Origin of the sequence: Streptomyces sp. NPDC047072, from assembly GCF_040643855.1 — a bacterium.
In the GTDB taxonomy this organism is placed as follows: Bacteria; Actinomycetota; Actinomycetes; order Streptomycetales; family Streptomycetaceae; genus Streptomyces.
Genome location: NZ_JBEYVC010000036.1, coordinates 48,461 through 73,441, shown reverse-complemented (window position 1 = coordinate 73,441; position 24,981 = coordinate 48,461). Strand labels below are relative to the sequence as shown.

The window sequence follows — 24,981 nt, the reverse complement described above, 5'->3', positions numbered from 1 at the left end:
ACTTCTTCGCCGGCCCCTACGACCGCTACGCACGTGAGTACGCCGACGACTGCCTCGCCGCCAGCCCATACCGTACCGACGCCGGTTCCGAGCCACCTCTGGACGTGCCGCCTACTTCGGCTGCGGCTTGCGCACCGTCAGGTGCAGCTCCCTCAGCCGGGCCTCCTCCAGCTCCGTCGGCGCGCCCATCATCAGGTCCTGGGCGTTGCCGTTGAGCGGGAAGGCGATCGTCTCGCGGATGCTGGGCTCGTCGGCCAGCAGCATCACGATGCGGTCCACGCCGGGGGCGATGCCGCCGTGCGGCGGGGCGCCGAAGCGGAAGGCGCGCAGCATGCCGGCGAACTTCTCCTCGACGGTCTCGCGGTCGTACCCCGCGATCTCGAAGGCCTTGAGCATGATCTCGGGCTCGTGGTTCCGGATCGCGCCGGAGGACAGCTCGACGCCGTTGCAGACGATGTCGTACTGCCAGCCGAGGATGTCCAGCGGGTCCTGGGTCTCCAGGGCCTCAAGGCCGCCCTGCGGCATGGAGAACGGGTTGTGCGAGAAGTCGATCGCGCCGGTCTCCTCGTCCTTCTCGTACATCGGGAAGTCGACGATCCAGCAGAACCGGAAGACGCCCTCCTCGAAGTGCCCGGCGCGCTTGGCGGCCTCGACGCGGACCGCGCCCATGATCTTCGAGACCTCGTCGAACTCGCCCGCGCCGAAGAACACCGCGTGACCGGCGGCGAGCGAGAGGCGCTTGGTCAGCTCGGCGACGTTCTCCTCGGTGAGGAACTTCGCGATCGGGCCGGACAGCGAGCCGTCCTCGGCCACCCGCACCCAGGCCAGGCCCTTGGCGCCCTGCGAGACCGCGTAGTCACCGAGCTGGTCGAAGAACTTCCGCGGCTGCGCGGAGACGTCCGGCACCGCGAGCGCCCGCACGTGCTTGCCGGCGAAGGCCTTGAACTCCGAGCCCTCGAAGACGTCGGTGATGTCGACGAGCTCCAGCTGGGCACGGAGGTCCGGCTTGTCGGAGCCGTACTTCAGCATCGACTCGCGGAAGGGGATCCGCGGGAACGGGCTCGTGACGTGACGGCCGCCGCCGAACTCCTCGAACAGCTCGGTCATGAGCTTCTCGATCGGCTGGAAGACGTCCTCCTGCTCGACGAAGCTCATCTCGACGTCGAGCTGGTAGAACTCGCCCGGCGAGCGGTCCGCGCGCGCGTCCTCGTCACGGAAGCAGGGCGCGATCTGGAAGTAGCGGTCGAAGCCGGAGATCATCAGCAGCTGCTTGAACTGCTGCGGGGCCTGGGGGAGGGCGTAGAACTTGCCCGGGTTCAGGCGGGAGGGGACCACGAAGTCGCGCGCGCCCTCGGGGGAGGTGGCGGAGAGGATCGGCGTCGCCATCTCGTTGAACCCGAGAGCCGTCATCTTGTGACGGATGGCGCTGATCACCGCCGTACGCAGCATGATGTTCTTGTGCATGCGCTCGCGGCGCAGGTCCAGGAAGCGGTACTCCAGGCGCCGCTCCTCGTTGACCCCGTCCTCGGCGTTGATCGTGAAGGGGAGCGGGGCGGCCGCGCCGAGCAGCTCGACCTCGCCGACCTCGACCTCGACCTCGCCGGTGGGCAGCTCGGGGTTCACGTTCTCGGTTCCACGGGAAACGACCTTGCCGTCGACGCGGACCGTGGACTCCTTGGAGACCTTGTCCAGCGCCTCGTACGCGGGCGTGCCCGGACGGGCGACGAGCTGCGTGATGCCGTAGTGGTCGCGCAGATCGATGAAGAGGATGCCGCCCAGGTCGCGCCGATTGTGCAGCCAGCCACTCAGCCGGACGTCGGTGCCGACGTCAGAGGAGCGGAGCTCGCCGCAGGTGTGGGACCTGTACCGATGCATCGTCGTTCATCCAGCCTTCGCGGATCGGGGGATTCGTTTCATTCGTTTCACGTGAAACTCCCCCAAGCCTACCGGGGCGCCCAAGATCGCCTCCCCACCATTAACCGGCGGATCGGTGGCACGCCCGGATCACCTGTTCATAGAGTGGGGCAATGCGCACTGGTGAGCCCCTGCCCGCCGTGGAGGAGGTCCTCACCGCCCTCGCCACCGGCGTCTGGCAGTGGGACACGGCCGACGGACTAGTCACGGTGGACGCCGAGGCAGCCCGGCTCCTCGGCCTGCCCGCGGAGCCGACCTCCCTCACGGAGGCCCAGGCACGCTCCCGACTGCACCCCGTCGACTGGAACGAGATCACCGGGGTGGTCCAGCTCGCCGTCGCCGAGGGCACCCTCGCCGAGGTGCGGATCAGGATCATGGACGAGCGGGGCCGGGTGATCCGTACCGTCCGCAGCCGCTCCAAGCCGTCGTACGACCCGGCGAAGAAGTCGTTCCAGCTGACGGGCACCCTTCAGGAGGTCACCGAGCCGGTGCCCGGCACCCCCGCCGGGCGCACCGCGGTCACCGGCGACTGGCGGCGCTCCCGTGAGGCCTTCCTGCTGGACGCTGGCCGTGCGCTGGCCGAGGCCCGGTCGACCGAGGAGGTCCTGCGGGTCGCGGCGGGGCTCGCGATGCCGGGGTTCACACCGGACGGCCTCGCGGTCTTCGGCAGCGAGGGCGACCGGCTCACCATCGTCGGCCTGCACGGCTACCAGCCCGGCGACGGGGATCCCTTCGCGCCGATGCCGCTGGACACCGACTACCCGGCGACCGAGGTGATCCGGTCCGGCCGCGCCGTCTATCTCTCCTCCCCCGCCGCCTACAAGACGCGCTACCCCGCGGTGTGGCCGCTGGTGGAGAACCTCGGTCGGCAGTCCTGGGCCTTCCTGCCGCTGACCGTGGCCGGCCGCACGAGGGGCGCCTGGATGGCGTCCTTCGCCTATCCGGTCGCCTTCACCCCCGACGAGCGGTCGATCCTGACGACCGTGGCCCGGATGCTCGCCCAGGCCCTCTCCCGTGCCGAGGTCGCCGAGAGCGAGCGGGCGCTGACCGACGGCCTGCAGCGCTCGATGCTGCCGATGCTCGGCCCCGAGATACCGGGCATGACGGTCGCCGCGCGGTACGTCCCGACCGGCGGCGGTCTCCAGGTCGGCGGCGACTGGTACGACATGATCCCGCTGCCGGGCAGCCGATTCGCCCTGGTCATCGGCGACGTCCAGGGCCATGACGTACGGGCGGCCGGGCTGATGGGCCAGCTCCGCATCGCGCTGCGGGCCTACGCCTCCGAGGGTCACCGGCCGGACGCGGTCCTCTCCCGCGCCTCCCGCTTTCTGCACGGGATGACGTACGACGATCCCGAGGCCACCGACCTCCGCTTCGCGACCTGTCTGTATGTCGAGGCCGACCCGGCGACCGGTGTGCTGGAGGTGGCGCGGGCCGGGCATCCCGACCCGGCGATCCGGATGGCCGACGGCACGGTCCTGGCCAAGCGCACCGACGGCGGGCTGCCGCTGGGCATCGACCCGGACGCCGACTATCCGACGACGCGGGTCGTCCTGGATCCCGGCGAGACGCTGATGCTGTGCACCGACGGGCTCATCGAGACCGGCGGCCATGACTTCGAGACCGGCTGGAAGCGCGTCCGCACCATCCTGGAGACCCACACCGGCGATCTGGAGGGGCTCGCCGACGCGCTGGTCCAGGCGGTGCACGGGCCCTCCTCGCACCACACGACGGGTCCGCTGGCCGACCGCCGCGAGGACGACATCGCGGTCCTGCTGCTGCGCCGGCAGGGGGCGGGGCCGGATGTCGAGGGCCCGGTCGCGGAGGCGCCGGCGATCCGTCGCACGCTGCTGTCGGTGGCGCAGGCGCAGCCCGAGCGGGTCGCGGTGGCCCGCCAGCAGCTGCGCGAGCTGCTGCACGACTGGGCCTCGGCCGACCAGGTCGACTCGGCGGTCCTGCTGCTCTCGGAGATGCTGACCAACGTCCTGGTCCACACCGACGCGGACGCCCTGCTGCACGCGGAGGTGCGCGGCCCTGCGGGCGAGCGGCGGATGCGCGTCCAGGTCACCGACACCAGCGACGACCTCCCCCACAAACGCCGCCCCGGCGAACTGGCCTCCTCCGGCCGCGGCCTCCTCCTGATCGAAATGCTCGCGGACCTGTGGGGCGTGGACCCCCAGGGCGAGGGCAAGAGCATCTGGTTCGAACTCTACGAGTCCTCGGGCGCCGAGCCTTCGGGCGCCGCCGAGTAGCATGCCCTCGAACGGTGCAAGCATCGAGGGATTGGTGCATTCGTCCCGCCCCCGCCCGGAACGAACGTGGCCGAATGCCCTTGGGCCTGGGACAAAGCCACCAATCACCCCCGGTACCAGTCAGCCGGGCGGCGGACGGGGTCGGAGAGCAGTCGCACGCATCCAGCAGGTCACTCGCCCACGGGATCGCCCTGCACGGTCGGCCGGTCAGGTGACGAGGTGTCAACAAGTGCCGCTCACGGCCTCCACCAGGCACGCCAGGGCCGCACGGTAGCTGTGGTGCGAGGGATTCCGCCCACCGTGTGCCAGCACCCACCCTTGCGGCACCGCGCACTCCATCGCGTAGGTGACCGGCTCAGCGCCTCGCCGGGGTCCGAGTCGCGAAGGAGTTCCGGGGGCACGTCCCACTCGCCCCGCCTCGCGGAGGCCGCAGCCACGGGTGTCCATCTCGTTCGCCGTCCTCCCACCTCACTGATCTCACCGTTCGTATCCACAGCGTGACGGTGCGCGGCTACCGTGGACAGAGTGATCGGCTCTACAACGCGGCCGTCAGGAAGGGGCGTTGCGCGGATGACGGGTCAAGCAGGGCGCCGGGAACCAATCAGCAACGAGCAGCGGTACGGCGACGAGTTGCGCCGCAGGAGAGAGACCGCGGGGCTGACCCAGGCCGAGTTGGCCGAGCGGATCGTGTGCTCGCCGTCCCTCGTCGCCCACTACGAGGCGGGCCGCCGCACCCCGTCCCACGCGGACGCGCAACGACTCGACCAAGTCCTGGGCACGGACGGCTTCTTCACCCGCTGGCGCAAGACCCTCACCAAGGCCCGTTTCGCCGAGCACTTCCAGGAGGCGGCGGAGGCGGAGCAACTGGCGGTGTTCATCGAGGAGTACGCGGTCGCCTTCGTGCCGGGTCTGTTGCAGACGGCGGCGTATGCGCGGGCCGTGCTCAAGGTGGCCAAGCCCAACAGCACGTCGGCCAAGCTTGATGAGAAGGTGGTCAACAGGCTCGGCACATCGCGGAGTTGGGGCGTTCGGGCCGGGTCATGGTCCAGGTGTTCCCCTTCAGCGCGGGAGCCCACCCGGGCATGAGCACCACGCTGAAGCTGATGCGCTTCGCCGATGCTCCTGACATGGCTTATGTAGAGGCCCTGCACACCGGTTCGCTGACCGACGAACAGTCGCTGGTCCGCCGTTATCGCGATGCATACGATATGGCCAGGGCCGTCGCACTGCCGCCGGAGGCGTCCCTGGACCTGATCGCATCGGCGGCTGAGGACTACGAGGACCATGAGCGCCCACCACATCCCTGACGCGTCGGCCCTCACCGCCTGGCGCAAGTCCAGCTACAGCGGCAGCGACAACGGCGACTGCGTGGAGGTGTCCGACGGTCACCCGGGCCTCACCCCCGTCCGCGACAGCAAGAACCCCACCGGCCCGGCACTCCTCTTCGGCCCGACGGCCTGGTCCGCATTCGTCACCGACGTGAAGCGCTGATCACCGCTTCGGGTGAACATCCCTTATCTGTAAGCGAGTTGCACCTCCGTTGTCTCTAGGTTCCGACACGGAGGTGATGCTCGAATGAACGAGCAGAACAACACGCGCAAAGACGCGATCGACATCAACGACTTCGTGTACGCGGCCACGGGGGCGCGGGTACGGAGGCTGACGATGCCGGACGGGACGCACTGGTTCCCGGCGGCGGACGTACTCAAGGAGTTGGGGTACAGCAACCCCCGGAAGACTCTGGCGGACCATGTCCCCGCAGAGCACCGAGAGATTCTTGAGAGCGTAACTGGAGGTTACGGTCTCAGCGTTCCCGCAGGTCGGGAGTGGCGACGAGACATGAACGTCGTCGATCTCCAAGGCCTGATCCGCTTGGTCAACGGCTGCACGAAGCCAGAGTCCCAGCCCTTCAAGAGCTGGGTCTCCGAAGTCATCGCCACCATCCAGCGCGACGGCTCCTACTCCCTGACCCCGGCTCCCGTACAGCCCGCCGCCCCGGCCGCCCCCACCGCCTACGCCGTACCGCAACAACTCGCCGACGCCCTGGTCCGGCTCGAAGAACGCGACAGCCGGACGGACGCGGTACTGCGGCAGATCGACGACAAGCAGAACACGATCGTCGAGATGCTCCGTGACCTCGCCAAGACAGTCCGTCGCTCCGACGACCGCTCCCGCCCCGTCCAGGCACCGGAGCTGACACCCCAGCAGCTCCTGGCCAACTGGAAGTCCCGGAACCTGGTCGTCACCGAGGACGTCCACGCGGTGGCCGCCCACCTGGCCCCGGCGCTCCTGCACGGCGGCGCGGGCTACAGCGTGGACGAGATCTCCGTCTGCACCGGGTTGTCGCCCGACCGCGTCCACGACAGCCTGGAGTTGCTGTCCGAGCAGGAATGCGTACGGCAGGTGGGCCGCGCTCCGAACGGCGCGCCGTTCTACGTGCTGCCGTAGCCAACGACAAGACAGGCCCGAAGTCGCAACCCGAAATTGCGGCTTCGGGCCTTGTCGTACCGTACCGCTAGTTACAGGCCGCCCTCAGCCATTCCGTGCACAGCGGGCACCATCCCCAGCCGTCCCTTTTGGAAGTCATCGAACGCCTGCTGGAGTTCCTCACGGGTGTGCGAGTCCTGCCTCTCCTCCGCACCGAAAACCGCCGCCTGAGGCTCAAGGCGGGCGGCGGCCCCAGCCGTCAGAGGGGCGCTACCTCCGAGATGAGTACACGGATACGTGCCTCGATCTCATCCCGGATCGGACGGACGGCCTCCGCTCCGAGCCCTGCCGGGTCGTCGAGCTTCCAGTCGAGGTACCGCTTGCCGGGGAAGACCGGGCACGCGTCGCCGCATCCCATGGTGATCACCACGTCGGACGCCTGCACGGCTTCCGTCGTCAGGATTTTCGGAGTCCGGGCGGAGATGTCGATACCGACTTCGCGCATCGCCTCGACGACAGCGGGGTTGACGGTGTCGGCGGGGGTGGAACCGGCGGAGCGGACCTCAACGCGGTCACCCGCGAGGTGGGAGAGGAAGGCGGCTGCCATCTGGGAGCGCCCGGCGTTGTGGACGCAGACGAACAGCACGGAGGGACGTGCGGCAGGAGTGTTCACGGCAGGTGTCTTTCGGGGAGTCAGCGGGCGGCCAAGCCCGGTTCGCCTTCAGGGGCAACCGGCTGTGCAGCGTGGGAGGTTGAACGCCCGAACACCATCGTGACCAGGGCCAGACCGACGACGGCTCCGACCAGTTGGGCAGCGATGAACGGGACAACGGAAGCCGGAGCGATCCCGGAGCCGACCACCACGGCCACGAGCGCGGCCGCCCCCCGCCCCCTCGGCCGGCGCGCGCCGCGCCAGAGGGGCGTTCACGCAGGCACCACGGCAGGTTCGGTCGCGGTCAGGAACGAGGCCAGCCGCTCCAGGGCGCCGGGCAGCACCCAGTAGTAGACCCAGGTCCCGCGCCGCTCGCAGTCGATGAGCCCTGCCTGCCGCAGCAGTTTGAGGTGATGCGAAATCGTCGGCTGTGACAGGTCGAAGGCCGGGGTCAGCTCACAGACGCACACCTCCCCGCCCTGCCCACGCGAGGCGATCATCGACATCAGCCGCAGGCGGACCGGGTCCCCCAGCGCCTTGAAGATCTTCGCCAGGTCTGCCGCCTGGTCCTTCCCCAGCGGAGCGGACGTGCCCTGGTCGAGGATCTTCAGCTCTTGTTTCGACATGCCTCTATGTTGACGTCCTTCAATCCAAGGCGCAAGGTTGCATCAATGAACGTCAATACAAGCCGTTCCGGGGCACCGCCATGCCCTGTCACCCAGGAGTGAGTCATGCCCGATCAGTCAACCGACCTGCGCGAAACCATCCGCGAGCGCTATGCCGCGGCAGCAGTGACGGTCACCGAAGGCAGCACCGCCTGTTGTGGTCCGCAGCCCGTCGAGGTGGACGGGAACTTCGGCTCCACCCTGTACGCGGCCGACGAGCGCGACGCCCTGCCGGCCGAAGCCGTCGCCGCCTCCCTCGGCTGCGGCAACCCCACCGCCGTCGCCGAACTCCGCGAAGGCGAACGCGTCCTCGACCTCGGTTCCGGCGGGGGCATCGACGTCCTGCTCTCCGCCCGCCGCGTCGGCCCCACGGGCAAGGCGTACGGCCTCGACATGACCGACGAGATGCTCCAACTCGCCCTCACCAACGCGGAAAAGGCGGGCGCAGCCAACGTCGAGTTCCTCAAGGGCACGATCGAGGCGATCCCCCTCCCCGCCGACACCATCGACGTGGTGATCTCCAACTGCGTGATCAACCTGTCCACGGACAAGCCCGCGGTGTTCGCCGAGACCTTCCGCGTCCTGAAGCCCGGCGGCCGGATCGGCGTCTCCGACATCGTCGCGGAGGACACCCTCACCTCCGGTCAGCGGGCGGAGCGCGGCGACTACGTCGGCTGCATCGCCGGCGCCCTGTCCTTCGCGGAGTACCGAGCGGGTCTGGAGGCCGTCGGATTCACCCACATCGAGATCGCACCGACCCACGCGGTCGCCGACGGCATGCACTCCGCGATCATCCGGGCCGACAAGCCCGCCGGGGCGCGCTCCCGCCGTAACTGACCACGGCAACGAGCAAGCCCCGCCCGGTAGTTGTCCGGACGGGGCTTGGTCACGCGTGGTTCTCGGTCAGTCCTGCGGGCCGCCCTCCGACATCCCGTGGACCGCCGGGATCGTCCCCAGCCGCCCCTTCTGGAAGTCCTCGAACGCCTGCTGGAGTTCCTCGCGGGTGTTCATGACGAACGGGCCGTAGTGGGCCATCGGCTCACGGATGGGCCGGCCACCCAACAGCACGACCTCGAGGTCCGGCGTGTGCGAGTCCTGCTTCTCGTCCGCACGGACGGTCAGTGACCCGCCCGCACCGAAGACCGCCGTCTGACCCAGGTGGATCGGACGCCGCTCCGCACCGACGGACCCCTTGCCCGCCAGCACATACGCCAGCGCGTTGAAGTCCTCGCGCCACGGCAGTGTCAGCTCCGCGCCCGGCGCCAGCGTCGCGTGGATCATCGTGATCGGCGTGTGCGTGATGCCCGGACCCGCGTGACCGTCCAGCTCACCGGCGATGACCCGGAGCAGCGCGCCGCCGTCCGGGGTCGACAGCAGCTGGACCGAACCGCCGCGGATGTCCTGGTAGCGCGGGGCCATCATCTTGTCCTTGGCCGGGAGGTTCACCCACAGCTGGAGGCCGTGGAAGAGACCGCCGGACATGACCAGCGCCTCCGGCGGCGCCTCGATGTGCAGCAGCCCCGAGCCCGCGGTCATCCACTGGGTGTCGCCGTTGGTGATGGTCCCGCCACCGCCCTGGCTGTCCTGGTGGTCGAAGATCCCGTCGATGATGTAAGTGACGGTCTCGAAGCCGCGGTGCGGGTGCCAGGGGGTTCCCTTCGGCTCGCCCGGCGCGTACTCCACCTCGCCCATCTGGTCCATCATGATGAACGGGTCGAGGTGGCGGTAGTGGATCCCGGCGAACGCGCGGCGCACCGGGAAGCCCTCGCCCTCGAAACCGCTCGGTGCCGTCGTCACACCGAGTACGGGACGGGCCACCGCGTCGGCCGAAGCGGCTACACGAGGCAGGGTCAGCGGGTTCTCGACGGTCACTGCAGGCATGTCGGTACCTCCTTGTGCGGCCAGTTTAGTTGAGCATTGAACTTTCTGCCACCCATAACGGGAAAGGCCCGGAGGACATTCCCCCGGGCTCCCCGATGTCCCCACAAGGGGTCAAGAGGTCAGCCGACCGGTTCCGGTTCCCGCTCCTCCGCCCCCACTGCAACAGGCCCGTCCTCCCGCATCACCAGCGTCGCCAGCACCGCCGCCGCCAGGACACCGATCGCGCTGACCGTGAACGTCGTGGACATCGCGCCGGTGACGGCCTCGCGGGCCGCCGCGACCAGACGGTCGTCCCCGAGGGGCACCGCCCCGGCGATCGAGTGCCGGGCCGCATCCGGCGTCCCCGCCGGCATCCGGTCGGCGTAGCCGCTCGACAGGAGCGAGCCCAGGATCGCGATGCCGAGCGCGGTGCCGGCCTGCTGGACGGTGTCGTTGAGGGCCGAGCCGACGCCCGCCTTGTCCTCCGGGATCGTCCCCATGAGCGCGGCGACCGCGGCCGGCATCGCGAGACCGGCGCCGAGGCCGAGCAGCCCGAGGGCGACCGCCGGGACGGTCAAGCCGGAGTCCGCCGAGACCGTGGTCAGCAGGGCGAAGCAGGCCACCATCACCAGCATCCCCGCGAGGATCACCCACCGGTTGCCGTAGCTCGCGGCGAGCTTGACGCCCACTCCGTTGCCGAGCAGGGCCGTGACCGCCAGCGGCAGGAAGGCGAGGCCCGCCTCGACCGCCGAGTACCCGAGCACGAACTGGAGGTACTGGGTCAGCACCAGCAGCAGACCGCCGTTGCCGATCTGGACGAGGGCCAGGGAGAGCGAACCGCCGCTGAAGTTACGGTGCTTGAAAAGGACCAGCGGGACCATCGGGGACGCCACCCGGTTCTCCCAGACCACGAAGCCGACGAGCGCGACGACGGCCACGGGCAGGGCGGCCGTCCACACCCCGTGCTGCGGAAGCTCGATGATCCACCAGACCAGGGCCGTCATCCCGGCCGCCGACAGCACCGCGCCCAGCGGGTCCGGCTTCTGCCAGGGCGCCTTCGACTCGGGCATCAGGGTCACGCCGGCGACGAGCGCGAGGGCCACGACCGGCACGTTGAGATAGAAGATCGACTGCCAGGAGAAGTGGTCGATCAGGACACCGCCCAGCACCGGGCTGCCGACCAGGCCGAGCATCGACACCGAGCTCCAGGCGGCCATCGCCCTGCCGCGCTCGTCCTCGTCGAAGACGGTGATGAGGATCGACAGCGTGGACGGCATGATCAGCGCCCCGCCCACCCCCATCGCGACGCGTACGGCGATCACCTCGCCGGGACTCGTGCACCAGGTCGCGCCCAGCGAGGCCACGCCGAAGAGCAGCAGCCCGATCAGCATCACCCGGCGGCGGCCGAACCGGTCGCCGAGGCTGCCGGAGGTGAGCAGGAGACCGGCGAAGACCAGGATGTACGAGTCCAGGATCCACTGGGTGTCCTGGGCGCTCGCCCCGATCTCCTCGGTCATCACCGGCACGGCGACGGTCAGCGCCATGCCGTCGACCACCAGCACGAGGCTGCTCAGGCAGAGCACGATCAGGATCCACCAACGACGCGGATCACGGGCCACGGCTGCCACCGCACTCACGGTTTCCATCGGACTCCCCTTCGCGAACACCGTTCCTTCGATGCGAACACTGTACGCACAGTGGAACAGCGTTCGCAACACCTCATCGCTGTACGCTGAATGCGAACGACGTACGCAGCGAGGGAGCCCCATGGCAGCCAAGGCCGCACAGCCGAACCCGATCCCCTCCGTCTGGGCCCGCCCGGAGCCCCGGCCCGGCCAGCCCGCGCTGAGCCGCGCCGCGATCGTGCGGGAGGCGATCGTGATGCTGGACGCGGAGGGCGTGGAGGCGCTGAGCATGCGCAAGCTCGCCACCCGCCTCAACGCGGGCGCGGCCTCGCTCTACCGGCACGTGGCCACGAAGGACGAGCTGATGGAGCTGGCGGTGGACGAGGTCGCCGCGGAGATCCACGTACCGGCGGCGGACGGCCAGGACTGGCGGGCGGCCGTCGCGGAGGCGGCCCGCTCCTTCCGTACGACGGCGCTACGGCACCCCTGGCTGAGCTCGGTCCTCGGCCAGGCGGGCCTCGCCTATCTCGGCCCCAACCTGATGGCGTACTCCGAGCGCCTCGCCGCGCTCTTCACGGCGGCCGGCTTCCCGGACCCCTCGGCGGCGATCGACGCGGTGTTGTCGTACGTGATCGGCATGAGCACCACGGAGGCCGCCTGGCTCCTGACGGTCTCCCGCTCGGGCGAGACGGAGGCGGACTTCCTCACCCGGCTGATGCCGGCGGCGCAACAGGCGGCAGCTGCCCACACCCACCTGGCGAAGGGCTACGCACGGACGGAGGAGGCCACAAAGGACCCGGCGGCCCTGAGGGAAGCGAAGTTCGCAGGGGCGCTGGAGATCATCCTGGACGGGCTGGCCCTGCGTCTGCGCTGACTAGCCGTACATCCGCCGCATCGCGAACTCGACCATCTGCTCGACCGCCTTCGCGTCGAAGACCATCCGGTGCTCGCCCTCCATGTCGAGGACGAACCCGTACCCCGTCGGCAGCAGATCGATCACCTCCGCGCCGGTGATCACGAAGTACTTGGACTCCTTGCCCGCGTACCGCCGCAGCTCCTTGAGCGAGGTGAACATGGGGATCACCGGCTGCTGGGTGTTGTGCAGGGCGAGGAACCCGGGGTTGTCGCCGCGCGGGCAGTACACCTTGGACGTGGCGAAGACCTGCTGGAAGTCCTCGGCCGACATCTGCCCCGTGGTGAACGCGCGCACCGCGTCCGCGAGCGACGGCGGGGACGGCTCGGGGTACAGCGGCGGCTGCTGGCCGTACCCGCCCGCGCCGCCGCCCATGGGCTGCTGCGGCGGGACACCGTACTGCTGTTGCTGAGCGCCGACGTTCTGCTCGTAGCCGTACATGGGCGTAAGCGTACCGAGCGGAACAGGAGCCGCGGACGTCTCCCCGTACCCCGGAAACCGACAGCGACCCGACAGCGGCCGACCCTGGGTTTCCCGCGGCCGTCGCTCATAGCGTCTTCTCATGCACCGACACCACGACGAAGAGGCCCACGAGCACGACAGAGGGCTCTCGTACGACCTTCCCGTGCTCGCCCGCCGACGGATGATCCGCCTGCTGGCGGGCGCGAGCCTGGTCCCCCTGGTGGGCTGCACCGCCGAGAAGTCCGACACCGCGTCGTCCGCCGAGTGCGCCACGATCCCCGAGGAGACCGCCGGTCCCTACCCCGGCGACGGCTCGAACGGTGTGAACGTCCTCAAGGAGAGCGGGGTCGTCCGCGCCGACATCCGGGGCAGCTTCGGCGACTCCGCGGGCGGCACCGCCGAGGGTGTCCCGCTGACCGTCACGCTCACGGTCGTCGACGCGGACTCCGGCTGCGGGACCCCGAGGAAGGGCGCGGCCGTCTACGTGTGGCACTGCGACCGGCAGGGCGCCTACTCCCTCTATACGGACGGTGTCACCGACGAGAACTACCTGCGCGGGGTCCAGGAGACCGACGAAAAGGGGCAGGTGACCTTCACCAGCATCTTCCCCGGCTGCTACACCGGCCGCTGGCCGCACATCCACTTCGAGGTCTACGGCACTCTCGGCGACGCCACGGCGGCCACCGCGATCACGAACACCTCGCAGCTGGCCTTCCCCAAGGACGTCTGCGACACGGTGTACGCGACGAAGGGCTACGAGAGCAGCGTGGCCAATCTGCGCCCCCTGTCCCTGGAGAGCGACATGGTCTTCAGCGACGGCCACGACCAGCAGCTCGCGGTGGTGAAGGGGAGCGTCGAGGAGGGGTACACCGCCACCCTGACCGTCGCGGTGTGACTCCTCACAGATGGCCGGATCGGGGTTGCGACTTATTACCGACGGGTAGCATCATCGTAGCTACTTGTTGGTACGTGAACTAGCGCGAGGATCGAAGTGCCTCGCCGACCTCTCAACGGAGCCGGAGCCATGGGGCACTACAAGTCGAACCTCCGCGACATCGAGTTCAACCTCTTCGAAGTACTCGGACGCGACAAGCTGTACGGCACGGGCCCGTTCGGGGACATGGACGTCGAGACGGCGAAGAGCATCCTGGAGGAGCTGACCCGCCTCTCGGAGAACGAGCTGGCGGAGTCCTTCACGGACGCCGACCGCAACCCGCCGGTCTTCGACCCGGAGACGAACACCGCGCCGGTCACGCCCTCGTTCAAGAAGTCGTACAAAGCCTTCATGGACTCCGAGTACTGGCGGCTCGGCCTGCCCGAGGAGATCGGCGGCACCACCTCGCCCCGCTCCCTGATCTGGGCCTTCGCCGAGCTGATCCTGGGCGCCAACCCGGCCGTCTGGATGTACTCCTCGGGCCCCGCGTTCGCCGGCATCCTCTTCGAGGAGGGCAACGACGTCCAGAAGCACATCGCCAAGGTCGCCGTGGAGAAGCGGTGGGGCTCCACGATGGTCCTCACCGAGCCCGACGCGGGCTCCGACGTCGGCGCAGGCCGGACCAAGGCGGTCCAGCAGGAGGACGGCTCCTGGCACATCGAGGGCGTGAAGCGCTTCATCACCTCGGGTGAGCACGACATGGAGGAGAACATCCTCCACTACGTCCTCGCCCGCCCGGAGGGCCACGGCCCGGGCACCAAGGGGCTGTCCCTCTTCCTCGTCCCGAAGTACCTCTTCGACTTCGAGACCGGCGAGCTGGGCGAGCGCAACGGCGTCTACGCCACCAACGTCGAGCACAAGATGGGCCTGAAGGCCTCCAACACCTGCGAGATGACCTTCGGCGACCGCCACCCCGCCAAGGGCTGGCTGATCGGCGACAAGCACGACGGCATCCGCCAGATGTTCCGGATCATCGAGTTCGCGCGGATGATGGTCGGCACGAAGGCGATCTCCACGCTGTCGACGGGCTACCTGAACGCGCTGGAGTACGCCAAGGAGCGCGTCCAGGGCTCCGACCTGGCCGCCTTCGGCGACAAGACCGCGCCCAAGGTCACCATCACGCACCACCCCGACGTGCGCCGCTCGCTGATCACGCAGAAGGCGTACGCCGAGGGCATGCGCGCCCTCGTCCTGTACACCGCCTCGATCCAGGACGCGATCCAGGTCAAGGAGACGAGCGGCGAGGACGCGAAGGCCGAGCACGCGCTGAACGACCTGCTGCTGCCGATCGTCAAGGGCTACGGCTCCGAGAAGGGCTACGAGCAGCTCGCGCAGTCGCTCCAGACCTTCGGCGGCTCCGGGTTCCTCCAGGAGTACCCGATCGAGCAGTACATCCGGGACGCCAAGATCGACACCCTGTACGAGGGCACGACCGCGATCCAGGGCCAGGACTTCTTCTTCCGGAAGATCGTCCGCAACCAGGGCGCGGCCCTCAACTCCCTCGCCGAGGACATCAAGAAGTTCCTGGCGCTCGGCGAGGGCGGCGAGGAGCTGGCGGGCGCCCGCGAGCACCTCGCGAAGGCGGCCGTCGAGCTGGAGGCGATCGTCGGTCTGATGCTGACCGACCTCGCGGCCACCGAGCAGGACGTCAAGAACATCTACAAGGTGGGCCTCAACACCACCCGCCTGCTGATGGCCTCCGGTGACGTGGTCGTCGGTTACCTGCTCCTCAAGGGCGCGGCGATCGCGGCCGAGAAGCTCCCGACCGCCTCCGCGAAGGACAAGGCGTTCTACACCGGCAAGATCGCGGCCGCGAAGTTCTTCGCCGCCGACGTCCTGCCCGGTGTGACCCTGGCCCGCAAGGTCGCCGAGGGCGTCGACCTCGACCTCATGGAGCTGGACGAGGCCGCGTTCTAGGACACACCCGTACAGCTGCACTCAGTCCTCATGAGGGCCCGCTCCCATCGCCGGGAGCGGGCCCTCGTACGTCGTTAAGGTGAACCCCATGAGCGCACCCCACCGCTTCGACCGCGGCCACACCGACGACCTCATGTCCTTCCTGGCGGCGAGCCCCACGCCCTACCACGCCGTCGCCAACGCCGCCGAGCGGCTGGAGAAGGCCGGCTTCCGCCAGGTCGCGGAGACGGACGCGTGGGAGGGGTCGAGCGGCGGCAAGTACGTGCTGCGCGGCGGCGCGATCATCGCCTGGTACGTCCCCGAGGGCGCGGCGCCCCACACGCCGTACCGGATCGTCGGGGCGCACACCGACTCCCCGAACCTGCGGGTCAAGCCGCAGCCCGACATGGGAGCGCACGGCTGGCGGCAGGTCGCGGTGGAGATCTACGGCGGTCCCCTGATGAACTCCTGGCTCGACCGCGACCTCGGGCTCGCCGGCCGGCTGACCCTCAGGGACGGCTCCACGCGTCTGGTCAACGTGGACCGGCCGCTGCTCAGAGTGCCCCAGCTCGCCATCCACCTGGACCGCACGGTCTCCGGGGAGGGGCTCAAGCTCGACAAGCAGCGCCACCTCCAGCCGGTCTGGGGACTCGGCGACGACGTGCGCGGCGGCGACCTGATCGCCTTCCTGGAGGACGAGTTCGGGCTCGGCGCGGGCGAGGTCACCGGCTGGGACCTGATGACGCACCCCGTGGAGGCGCCCGCCTACCTGGGCCGGGACAACGAACTGGTGGCCGGGCCGCGCATGGACAACCTGCTGTCCGTGCACGCGGCGACGGCGGCGCTGGTGGCGGTCGCGGGCCGCGAGCTGCCGTACATCCCGGTGCTCGCCGCCTTCGACCACGAGGAGAACGGCTCGCAGAGCGACACCGGGGCCGACGGGCCGCTGCTCGGCGGGGTCCTGGAGCGCTCGGTGTTCGCGCGCGGCGGCTCCTACGAGGACCGGGCGCGGGCCTTCGCGGGCACGGTCTGCCTCTCCTCCGACACCGGGCACGCGGTGCACCCCAACTACGCGGAGCGGCACGACCCGACGCACCACCCGCGCGTCAACGGCGGGCCGATCCTCAAGGTCAACGTCAACAACCGCTACGCCACGGACGGTTCGGGCCGGTCCGTGTGGGCCGCCGCCTGCGAGAAGGCGGACGTGCCGTTCCAGTCGTTCGTCTCCAACAACTCCATGCCCTGCGGCACGACCATCGGGCCGATCACCGCGGCCCGGCACGGCATCAGGACCGTCGACATCGGTGTGGCGATCCTGTCGATGCACAGCGTGCGGGAGTTGTGCGGCGTGGACGACCCGCATCTGCTGGCGAACGCGCTGGTGGCCTTCCTGGAGGGGTAGTTCGCGATTCTTCGCGGCGAGTGGGGGTACCCGCGTTGTCGGACCGGAAGGACCGGGCCGGACAGGAGGCGACACTCATGGGCCTCGGCGGATGCATCATCCTCATCGCCGTGGGAGCCATCCTCACGTTCGCGACCGACTGGCACATGAACGGGGTCAACCTCGACCTGGTCGGCGTGATCCTGATGATCGTCGGGCTGATCGGCGTGACCACGTTCAGCAGCATCGCCCGCCGTCGGCGCGTGATGGTGCCGCCCACGACGACAGTAGTCGAGGAAGAGCGGCACGGACGTCGCGACGGATACTCCGACGGATACGGCATCTAAGGACAAGCACAGGCAACCGTGAGCAACCTGTGATCCCGGGTGACTTGTCGGATTGTGTGGAGATCGTGAAAACTCGGGTGTATTGAGAGCCCGGGGGGTTTGCAGTGCCGGGCGTTTCGGCCCGTCAGCACATCCCGGGGGCTCCCCGTGCTCCACACCGCTCCACCCGCGCGGCGCCCGCACCGGCATGCCGCGCGCCGCGCCCATGCCGCGCCCGACGGCTTCGACGTCCCGTCGCGCCTGGTGGTGCTGATCCCCGCGCACAACGAGGCGGACCGCATCGCGGCCGCCGTCGCGGGGCTGTGGCGGCAGACCCGGCGGCCCGACGTCATCGTCGTCGTCACCGACAACTGCACCGACGCCACCGCCGAGATCGCATTCGCGCACGGCGCGCACGTCTTTCCCACCCAGGGCAACACGCACAAGAAGGCCGGGGCCCTCAACCAGGCCATCGCCTGGATCCTGCCCCAGCTGGAGGACCGCGACCTGCTGCTGGTGCAGGACGCCGACACCGTCCTCAGCCCCTGGTTCGCCGAGACCGCGATCGCCACGTTCAACCGCAAGGTCGGCGCCGTCGGCGGGGTCTTCTACGGCGAGGACGGCGGCGGGCTCCTCGGACTGCTCCAGCGCATGGAGTTCCACCGCTACGCCTGGGAGCTGGAGCGCACCGGCGGCAAAGCGCAGGTCCTCACCGGCACCGGCACGATGTTCCGGGCCCGGGTGCTGCGCGAGGTGCGCGCCGCCCGCCGCGCCGGGGTCATCGGCGGCGGCAGCGGCTACTACAGCCTCGCCTCGCTCACCGAGGACGACGAGATGACCAAGGCGGTCAAGACGCTGGGGTACCGGGCGATGTCGCCTGCGGGGTGCGCCGTCACCACCGAGGTCATGCCGACCCTCGGCAAGCTCTGGCACCAGCGGCTGCGGTGGCAGCGCGGGGCGCTGGAGAACCTGCGCGACTACGGCTGGACGCGGGTCACCGCGCGCTACTTCGCGCAGCAGTTCCTGATGGGCTTCGGGGCGCTGTCCTTCCTGATCTATCTGACCTACATGGTCAGTTACACCGCGCTGTACGGCTGGCCGGGCTTCTCGCCGTTCTGGACGGCGATCGGCCTCGTCTTCGTGGTCGAGAAGACGGTCTCCGTGCGCAGGGCGGGGCCGCGGGCGGTGCTCGTGGCCGCGCTCATGGTGCCGGAGATGCTCTACGACCTTTTTCAGCACGCCGTCTACTTCACCTCGCTGTGGGGGCTGGTCCGCCGCAGCGAGGAGAAGTGGGTGGCTACGTAACCCTCATAGGAGACAGAACATGTACGGAAGAGTGATCGGTGTCGGGTCCGCCGGCGCCGGAGGCGCGACGCTGGCCGCGACCGGGATGTGGGTCAACAGCATGGCGATGATCGTGGCGGCTACGACGTTGGTGGCGGCCGGGGTGGCTGTGTTCAAGTTGGTGCCGCGTCGGCGGTAGCCGGTTGTGTTTCGGCTGCGGGTGTGTGGGGGCTGGTCGCGCCCACGCGGCGGTAGCCGCACATTCAATACAGCCCCGCGCCCCTAAAGGCCCTTGTCCGTCCCGGTGAGGATCGGCGGGAGTCGGATTCGCTCATGGGTCAAGCGTGCCACCCGCCACTGACAGTCACGCCAGCGCGTGACCCGTCGTCACGTCCACGTGGTCCGGTACGGCCTCGTGGCGGTCGCCGACCGTCGAGGTGCCGGACGGTTCGAGCAGGAGGATGTCGGTCGGGACGGGGGCGTACGGCCTGTGCTCGGTGCCGCGCGGGACGGTGAAGACGGACAGCGGGGGCAGGACGACGGTGCGTTCGCCGGCCGGCTCGCGCAGCGAGATGTGCAGCTCGCCCGCGAGGACGAGGAAGAACTCGTCGGTGTCGTCGTGGACGTGCCACAGGTGCTCGCCCTCGACGTGCGCGACACGGACGTCGTAGTCGTTGACGGCGGTGACGATGCGCGGACTCCACTGGCGGGTGAAGGAGGCCAGGGCGGCGGGCAGGGAGACGGGTTCGGTGGTCACGGGGTTCATGGGGTGATCCTGCGGGGTGGCCCGGGCGGACCGCGAGTGCTAGGAATCGCATATGCCGCAAGGATCCTCTCACCGTCCGCACCGGGTCGCGGTGATCGTCGACGAGGGCACGAACCCCTTCGAGGTCGGGGTCGCCACCGAACTGTTCGGGCTGCCGCGGCCCGAACTGGGCCTGCCGGGGCCGCTGTACGAGGTGACGCTGTGCACGCCCGTGCCCGAGACGCGGATGAACCACGGCTTCTTCGTCCTCACCGGAGTGCCCGGGCTGGAGGCCGTGGACGAGGCCGACACCCTCGTCGTGCCGGGCCGCCCCGACAACGTCGTCCCGCGTGGGGCCGCCGTCCTCGACGCGATCCGCCGCACGCACGCGCGTGGGGCGCGCGTGATGAGCCTGTGCACCGGCAGCTTCGCCCTCGCCGAGGCCGGACTGCTGGACGGGCTGCGGGCCACCACGCACTGGATGTGGGCCGACGCCTTCCGCGATCTGCACCCGCGCGTGCGGCTCGAACCCGACGTGCTCTTCGTGGACGAGGGGCGGATCCTCACCGCCGCGGGCAGCGCCGCCGCGCTCGACCTGGGGCTGTACGTCATCCGCCGCGACCACGGCGCCGAGGTCGCGAACGCCGTCTCCCGGCGCCTGGTCTTCGCCGCCCACCGCGACGGCGGACAGCGCCAGTTCGTGGAACGGCCCCTGCCCGCCGTACCGGACGAGTCGCTCGGTCCGCTGCTCGCGTGGGCGCAGGAACGGCTGGGGGAGCCGCTGACGGTGGCCGGCCTCGCGGCCCGTGCCGCCGTCTCCCCCGCGACCCTGCACCGGCGCTTCCGCACCCAGCTCGGCACCACCCCGCTCGCCTGGCTCACCGGCGAGCGGGTGGCGCTGGCCTGCCGGCTCATCGAGCGCGGGGAGGAGCGGCTCGACGTGGTCGCCGCCAGGAGCGGTCTCGGCACCGCGGCGAACCTCCGCGCGCGCGTGCGGCGCGAAACGGGGCTGAGCCCGTCGGCGTACCGCAGGCGCTTCGGACCGGCGGCCGGGGAGCCGCGAGGGCTGCCGAACGGCTCGCGTCACCCCGGTGGCCGCGACGATCACCCCGCTGCCCGCGATGACCGCGCGGTGGCCGGGGAAGCCGTAAGGGCATGAGATTCCTCGTACGCGACCGGCTCCTCGGCTTCGGTGACGACTACTGGATCGAGGACGACCGGGGCACCAAGGTGTTCCTCGTCGACGGCAAGGCCATGCGGATCCGGGACACCTTCGAGCTGAAGGACACCCGGGGGCGGGTGCTGATCGACATCCACCAGAAGATGTTCGCGCTGCGCGACACCATGGTGATCGAACGGGAGGGCGAGCCCCTCGCGACCATCCGGCGCAAACGGCTGTCCCTGCTCCGCAACCACTACCGGGTCGCCCTGGTCGACGGCACCGAACTCGACGTCAGCGGCAAGATCCTGGACCGGGAGTTCGCGGTCGAGTACGACGGCGAACTCCTCGCGGTGATCTCCCGCAGATGGCTGCACGTCCGCGAGACCTACGGCGTCGACGTGGTCCGCGAGGACGCGGACCCGGCGCTGCTGATCGCGGTGGCGGTGTGCGTGATCCACCTCGCCGAGAAGGAGCGGGAGGACGACTGACCCTCCCGCGCGCGGCCGGCGTTCAGCGCCGGGGCGTCTCCAGCCCCAGCACCCGGTCCTTGAGCGCGGGGAACTGCTCCCGGGTCTCCGCCGCCTTCGCGGGGTCGAACTCGACCGTGAGGACCTCCTCGCCGGGTCCGGCCTCCGCCAGCACCTCGCCCCACGGATCCACCACGATCGAGTGACCCGCCTGCGGAACTCCCGCATGCGTCCCGGCCGTTCCACAGGCGAGCACGAACGCCTGGTTCTCGACCGCCCGCGCCTGAGCCAGCAGCGTCCAGTGCGCCCGGCGCCGCTCCGGCCAGCCCGCCGGGAGGACCAGCGTCTGCGCCCCGGCGTCGACGAGCCCGCGGAAGAGTTCGGGGAAACGGAGGTCGTAGCAGGTGGCAAGGCCGAGGACGGTCTCGGGGAGGCGGACGGTCACCAACTCCTCGCCGCGGCCCATCAGTACGGCCTCGCCCTTGTCGAAGCCGAAGCGGTGGATCTTGCGATAGGTGGCGGCCAGCTCACCGGAGGGTGAGAAGAAGAGGGAGGTGTTGTAGAGAGCCCCGTCGGGTGCCCGCTCGGGAATCGAGCCGGCGTGCAGCCACACGCCCGCCTCGCTCGCGGTCTTCGCCATGAGCTCGTACGTCGGTCCCTCAAGCGGCTCGGCCTCGGCGGCGAACTCCTCGAAGGCGAAGGCCCCGGTGGTCCACAGCTCGGGCAGGACGACGAGGTCGGCGCCCGCCTGCGCCCGTACCAGAGCGGCCGTCCGCAGCCGCCGCACCGCGACCGATTCGCCCTCTTCGACGGCGATCTGGATCAGAGAGGCGCGCACACTACCACCGTCCTGGCATTCGAGTCGTTCACACGGGCCTACGATCGTCACACGAAAGCACTGCCGGGGTGCCTCGCAGCAGCGTAACTTAGCGTTCCAAGACACCCGCTCAGTGCAGCCACCTCCCGCTGGCAACGCCGCCACCATCTGCCCGTGTACCGACCGCCGAGGGGTCCCGTTCCGTGAGTCTGCATCCCACCCTCCAGCCCTACGCCGACGCCTGGACCCACTCCATCGAAGCGATATCCGAGCTGGTGCAGCCACTGGTCGAGGGGGAGTGGAACCGCCGGACCCCGTGCCCCGGCTGGTCGGTGCGGGACGTCGTCTCCCATGTCATCGGCCTGGACTGCGAGATGCTGGGCGACCCGCGGCCCATCCACACCCTCCCCCGCGACCTCTACCACGTCACCAACGACATCCAGCGGTACATGGAGATGCAGGTCGACGTCCGCCGCCACCACACGGCGCCGGAGATGACCTCCGAGCTGGAGTACGTCATCATCCGCCGCAACCGCCAGCTGCGGAACGAGTCCCGGGACCCGGGCACGAAGGTGCGCGGACCGCTGGGAAGCGAACTGACGCTCGCGGAGTCCATGCGCACGCACGCCTTCGACGTCTGGGTCCACGAGCAGGACCTGCGCACGGCGCTCGGCCGGCCGGGCAACCTCGACTCCCCCGGCGCGCACGTCGCCCGGGACGTCCTGCTGGACGCGCTGCCCGACATCGTCGCCACCAAGGCGGACGCACCGCGCAGTTCGGCGATCGTCTTCGACGTCCACGGCCCCGTGGAGTTCCTGCGCACCATCCGCGTCGACATCCAGGGCCGCGGCACCCTGGAGACAGCCCCCGCGCTCGGCCCCGCCGCCACCTTCACCCTCGACTGGGAGACCTACGTCCGCCTGGCCTGCGGCCGAGTCACCCTGGACGCGGTCTCGGACCGGGTGAAGGCGGAGGGAGACCCGACCCTGACGGCGGCGATACTGAACAACTTCACGGTGACGCAGTAAGAGGTGACGCCGTAGGGATCGGGAGGAGTCCTGCGTAGCCCCGGGGGTTACGCAGGGACGTGCACCGTCTCCACCCGGCTAGCGACCAAGCGCTCCCGCTCCCTGCGGATCGCCCGCTTCCGCAGCCGCAGGATCTGGCTGACCCCCAGCACCTGCAACACGAACACCGACGAGAACGCCACGGTGTAGTCGCCCCCTGTGGCGTCCAGCAGCACGCCCACCGCGAACAGCGTCGTCATCGACGCGACGAAGCCGCCCATGTTGGTGATGCCGGAGGCGGTGCCCTGGCGCTCCGGCGGGTTCGCCGGGCGGGCGAAGTCGAAGCCGAGCATCGACGCCGGGCCGCACGCGCCGAGCACCGCGCACAGGACGACCAGCAGCCACATGGGCGCGTGGTCCCCGGGCCACCCCAACGTCACCGCCCACACCAGCGCCGTCGCGCCCACCGTCCCGAGCGCCAGCGGCAGCCGCGCCCCGTGGTGCCGGGCCACGACCTGACCGTAGACGAGTCCGACGGCCATGTTGCAGAGCACGACGAGGGTCAGCAGCTCGCCCGCGGTGGCCCGGGAGAGCCCCTGCGCCTCGACGAGGAACGGCAGCCCCCACAGCAGCAGGAACACCATCGCCGGGAACTGCGTCGTGAAGTGCACCCAAAGGCCGAGCCGGGTCCCGGGTTCCCGCCAGGACGCGGCGATCTGCCGCCGTACATAGGCCGCCCCGTGGTGCGGGAACGGCTCCGGCTCGTACCCCTCGGGGTGGTCCTTGAGGAAGAGCAGCACCAGGACGAGGACGACGACCCCCGCGAGCGCGCTGCCCGCGAACGCCGGGGTCCAGCCGATGCCGTGCAGCAGCCGCGCGAGCACCAGCGTGGAGATCAGGTTGCCCGTCATCCCGACGAGCCCCGCGAGCTGTCCGACCAGCGGCCCGCGCCGCGCCGGGAACCAGCGCGAGCCGAGCCGCAGCACGCTGATGAAGGTCATCGCGTCACCGCACCCGAGCAGCGCCCGGGAGGCCAGCGCCATGCCGTACGACGGCGAGAACGCGAAGCCGAGCTGCCCCGCCGTGAAGAGCACCGCCCCGAGGGCCAGCACCTTCTTGGTGCCGAGCCGGTCGACCAGCAGGCCGACGGGTATCTGCATGCCCGCGTAGACGAGGAGCTGGAGGATCGAGAAGGTCGACAGCGCCGAGGCGTTCACATGGAAGCGGTCGGCCGCGTCGAGGCCGGCGACCCCGAGGGACGTACGGAAGATGACCGCGACGAAGTAGACGGAGACGCCGATGCCCCAGACGGCCATCGCGCGCCGGCCGCCCGGAGGGTCGCCGGGCAGCACCGTGGAGCGGCTCATCGGACCTCTCCCCGCGCGAGGTGGGAGAACCACTCGACGTGCCCGTGGATGAGGCCCACGACCGCCTCCGCGTCCCCGGCCCGCAGCGCGTGCAGGATCTGCTCGTGCTCGACGAGGGTCTTGGTGATCCGGTCCGGGTGGGCGTGCATCACGGCGACGCCCATCCTGAGCTGCCGGTCGCGCAGCTGGTCGTAGAGGCGCCCGAGGATCTCGTTGCCGCCGCTGCGCACGATCTCGGCGTGGAAGCAGCGGTCGGTGACGGCGGCGCCCGCCAGGTCCCCGGCGGCGGCCTGCTCCTTCTGCCGCGCGAGCAGCTCCTCCAGACGGGCCAGCAGCTGCGGGGAGGCCGGTACGGCCTTGCGCGCGGCGTGCTCCTCGACGAGCTGCCGGGTCTCCACCACGTCCGCGATCTCCTGTGCGGAGACGGGCAGCACGAGGGCGCCCTTCTTCGGGTAGAGCCTGATGAGCCCCTCGACCTCAAGGCGCAGCAGCGCCTCCCGCACGGGGGTCCGGGAGACCCCGACGGCCTCGGCGAGCTCGCCCTCGGTCAGGAGGGTGCCGCCTTCGTAGCGGCGGTCGAGGACACCTTGCTTGACGTGGGTGTAGACGCGGTCGGCGGCGGGGGGCTGTTTCACGGCCAGAGGCATGCCGACAGCATAGATACAACACGTACGCATAAGGAGGGCGGTCCAGGATGCGGACGCCTCTCCCGTCCCTCCCCTCGCTTCACGACCCCCGACTCACATCGCGTGCAACCTTCCGTGCTATTTACGTGTCTCACGTATGCGGCCTTCTTTCCCCCCGCCAACTCGGCCGCATTTCAGG

24 protein-coding genes and 2 pseudogenes are annotated in these 24,981 nt (G+C 70.0%); 15 read left to right on the top strand and 11 right to left on the bottom strand.

Going from position 1 to position 24,981, the window contains the following annotated elements:
• Nucleotides 1-111: 111 nt before the first annotated feature.
• Nucleotides 112-1,875: an aspartate--tRNA ligase gene (gene aspS / locus ABZ896_RS18215; protein ID WP_360929366.1), complete on the bottom strand. Its 1,764-nt coding sequence runs from the start codon at nt 1,873-1,875 to the stop codon at nt 112-114.
• 152 nt (nt 1,876-2,027) lie between these two features.
• On the opposite strand from aspS, the gene ABZ896_RS18210 reads away from it, so the two are divergent.
• From ABZ896_RS18210 to ABZ896_RS18195, 4 genes and pseudogenes are all read left to right on the top strand, one after another.
• Nucleotides 2,028-4,166: a SpoIIE family protein phosphatase gene (locus ABZ896_RS18210; protein WP_360929363.1), complete on the top strand. Its 2,139-nt coding sequence runs from the start codon at nt 2,028-2,030 to the stop codon at nt 4,164-4,166.
• Between the two features lie 570 nt (nt 4,167-4,736).
• Nucleotides 4,737-5,473: pseudogene (locus ABZ896_RS18205) on the top strand (helix-turn-helix transcriptional regulator).
• Nucleotides 5,451-5,657: a DUF397 domain-containing protein gene (locus ABZ896_RS18200; RefSeq protein ID WP_360929360.1), complete on the top strand. Its 207-nt coding sequence runs from the start codon at nt 5,451-5,453 to the stop codon at nt 5,655-5,657. The pseudogene ABZ896_RS18205 and the gene ABZ896_RS18200 overlap by 23 nt, the downstream one beginning before the upstream one ends.
• A gap of 84 nt (nt 5,658-5,741) precedes the next feature.
• Nucleotides 5,742-6,614, top strand: coding sequence for a Bro-N domain-containing protein (locus tag ABZ896_RS18195; RefSeq protein WP_360929357.1), 873 nt, complete (start codon nt 5,742-5,744; stop codon nt 6,612-6,614).
• A gap of 71 nt (nt 6,615-6,685) precedes the next feature.
• Here the strand turns inward: ABZ896_RS18195 and ABZ896_RS18190 are convergent.
• The 3 genes and pseudogenes from ABZ896_RS18190 to ABZ896_RS18180 form a co-directional block, all read right to left on the bottom strand.
• Nucleotides 6,686-6,784: pseudogene (locus ABZ896_RS18190) on the bottom strand (pirin family protein); the annotation flags it as partial.
• Nucleotides 6,785-6,852: 68 nt separating this feature from the next.
• Nucleotides 6,853-7,266 carry an arsenate reductase ArsC gene (locus ABZ896_RS18185; RefSeq protein WP_360929354.1) on the bottom strand — a complete coding sequence of 138 codons (414 nt, stop codon included), beginning with the start codon at nt 7,264-7,266 and terminating at the stop codon, nt 6,853-6,855.
• A 251-nt stretch (nt 7,267-7,517) separates the two neighbouring features.
• Nucleotides 7,518-7,871, bottom strand: coding sequence for a metalloregulator ArsR/SmtB family transcription factor (locus ABZ896_RS18180; RefSeq protein ID WP_360929351.1), 354 nt, complete (start codon nt 7,869-7,871; stop codon nt 7,518-7,520).
• 105 nt (nt 7,872-7,976) lie between these two features.
• On the opposite strand from ABZ896_RS18180, the gene arsM reads away from it, so the two are divergent.
• Nucleotides 7,977-8,747 (top strand): arsenite methyltransferase, encoded by a 771-nt coding sequence (arsM, locus tag ABZ896_RS18175; protein WP_360929348.1) that lies wholly within the window; start codon nt 7,977-7,979, stop codon nt 8,745-8,747.
• 66 nt (nt 8,748-8,813) lie between these two features.
• Here arsM and ABZ896_RS18170 read toward each other — a convergent pair whose 3' ends face one another.
• Together ABZ896_RS18170 and ABZ896_RS18165 are read right to left on the bottom strand one after the other, a co-directional pair.
• Nucleotides 8,814-9,791, bottom strand: coding sequence for a pirin family protein (locus ABZ896_RS18170; RefSeq protein WP_360929345.1), 978 nt, complete (start codon nt 9,789-9,791; stop codon nt 8,814-8,816).
• Nucleotides 9,792-9,910: 119 nt separating this feature from the next.
• Nucleotides 9,911-11,416, bottom strand: coding sequence for an MFS transporter (locus ABZ896_RS18165; RefSeq protein ID WP_360929341.1), 1,506 nt, complete (start codon nt 11,414-11,416; stop codon nt 9,911-9,913).
• A gap of 121 nt (nt 11,417-11,537) precedes the next feature.
• Here ABZ896_RS18165 and ABZ896_RS18160 point away from each other — a divergent pair, with 121 nt between their 5' ends.
• Nucleotides 11,538-12,269 (top strand): TetR/AcrR family transcriptional regulator C-terminal domain-containing protein, encoded by a 732-nt coding sequence (locus ABZ896_RS18160; protein WP_360929338.1) that lies wholly within the window; start codon nt 11,538-11,540, stop codon nt 12,267-12,269.
• On the opposite strand, the gene ABZ896_RS18155 is transcribed toward ABZ896_RS18160, so the two are convergent.
• Complete coding sequence (locus tag ABZ896_RS18155) at nt 12,270-12,749, bottom strand: SseB family protein (protein ID WP_360929335.1); 480 nt, start codon at nt 12,747-12,749, stop codon at nt 12,270-12,272. It abuts the gene before it with no gap.
• Between the two features lie 121 nt (nt 12,750-12,870).
• On the opposite strand from ABZ896_RS18155, the gene ABZ896_RS18150 reads away from it, so the two are divergent.
• From ABZ896_RS18150 to ABZ896_RS18125, 6 genes are all read left to right on the top strand, one after another.
• Complete coding sequence (locus ABZ896_RS18150; protein WP_360929332.1) at nt 12,871-13,665, top strand: intradiol ring-cleavage dioxygenase; 795 nt, start codon at nt 12,871-12,873, stop codon at nt 13,663-13,665.
• Between the two features lie 129 nt (nt 13,666-13,794).
• Complete coding sequence (locus ABZ896_RS18145; RefSeq protein ID WP_360929329.1) at nt 13,795-15,621, top strand: acyl-CoA dehydrogenase; 1,827 nt, start codon at nt 13,795-13,797, stop codon at nt 15,619-15,621.
• An 88-nt stretch (nt 15,622-15,709) separates the two neighbouring features.
• Nucleotides 15,710-17,002: a M18 family aminopeptidase gene (locus tag ABZ896_RS18140; protein WP_360929326.1), complete on the top strand. Its 1,293-nt coding sequence runs from the start codon at nt 15,710-15,712 to the stop codon at nt 17,000-17,002.
• Nucleotides 17,003-17,079: 77 nt separating this feature from the next.
• Complete coding sequence (locus ABZ896_RS18135; RefSeq protein WP_360929323.1) at nt 17,080-17,328, top strand: DUF6458 family protein; 249 nt, start codon at nt 17,080-17,082, stop codon at nt 17,326-17,328.
• Nucleotides 17,329-17,475: 147 nt separating this feature from the next.
• Nucleotides 17,476-18,612 (top strand): glycosyltransferase family 2 protein, encoded by a 1,137-nt coding sequence (locus ABZ896_RS18130; protein ID WP_360929320.1) that lies wholly within the window; start codon nt 17,476-17,478, stop codon nt 18,610-18,612.
• Nucleotides 18,613-18,631: 19 nt separating this feature from the next.
• Nucleotides 18,632-18,790, top strand: a complete 159-nt coding sequence (locus ABZ896_RS18125; RefSeq protein WP_360929317.1) for a hypothetical protein — start codon at nt 18,632-18,634, stop codon at nt 18,788-18,790.
• A 165-nt stretch (nt 18,791-18,955) separates the two neighbouring features.
• On the opposite strand, the gene ABZ896_RS18120 is transcribed toward ABZ896_RS18125, so the two are convergent.
• A complete protein-coding gene (locus ABZ896_RS18120) occupies nt 18,956-19,357 on the bottom strand; it encodes a cupin domain-containing protein (protein ID WP_360929314.1) in 402 nt (133 codons plus the stop codon).
• 52 nt (nt 19,358-19,409) lie between these two features.
• On the opposite strand from ABZ896_RS18120, the gene ABZ896_RS18115 reads away from it, so the two are divergent.
• Nucleotides 19,410-20,495: a helix-turn-helix domain-containing protein gene (locus tag ABZ896_RS18115; RefSeq protein WP_360929311.1), complete on the top strand. Its 1,086-nt coding sequence runs from the start codon at nt 19,410-19,412 to the stop codon at nt 20,493-20,495.
• The gene (locus ABZ896_RS18110; protein WP_360929308.1) at nt 20,492-20,986 is read left to right on the top strand and encodes an LURP-one-related family protein; all 495 of its coding nucleotides are present in this window, start codon (nt 20,492-20,494) and stop codon (nt 20,984-20,986) included. The genes ABZ896_RS18115 and ABZ896_RS18110 overlap by 4 nt, the downstream gene beginning before the upstream one ends.
• Nucleotides 20,987-21,008: 22 nt before the next feature.
• On the opposite strand, the gene ABZ896_RS18105 is transcribed toward ABZ896_RS18110, so the two are convergent.
• Nucleotides 21,009-21,803, bottom strand: coding sequence for a carbon-nitrogen family hydrolase (locus ABZ896_RS18105; protein WP_360929305.1), 795 nt, complete (start codon nt 21,801-21,803; stop codon nt 21,009-21,011).
• Nucleotides 21,804-21,985: 182 nt separating this feature from the next.
• Between ABZ896_RS18105 and ABZ896_RS18100 the strand changes: the two genes are divergently transcribed.
• Nucleotides 21,986-22,810, top strand: coding sequence for a maleylpyruvate isomerase family mycothiol-dependent enzyme (locus ABZ896_RS18100; protein ID WP_360929302.1), 825 nt, complete (start codon nt 21,986-21,988; stop codon nt 22,808-22,810).
• A gap of 47 nt (nt 22,811-22,857) precedes the next feature.
• On the opposite strand, the gene ABZ896_RS18095 is transcribed toward ABZ896_RS18100, so the two are convergent.
• Nucleotides 22,858-24,156 carry an MFS transporter gene (locus ABZ896_RS18095; RefSeq protein WP_360929299.1) on the bottom strand — a complete coding sequence of 433 codons (1,299 nt, stop codon included), beginning with the start codon at nt 24,154-24,156 and terminating at the stop codon, nt 22,858-22,860.
• Nucleotides 24,153-24,803, bottom strand: coding sequence for a GntR family transcriptional regulator (locus ABZ896_RS18090; RefSeq protein WP_360929296.1), 651 nt, complete (start codon nt 24,801-24,803; stop codon nt 24,153-24,155). Before ABZ896_RS18090 ends, ABZ896_RS18095 begins: the two co-directional genes overlap by 4 nt.
• Nucleotides 24,804-24,981 lie beyond the last annotated feature (178 nt).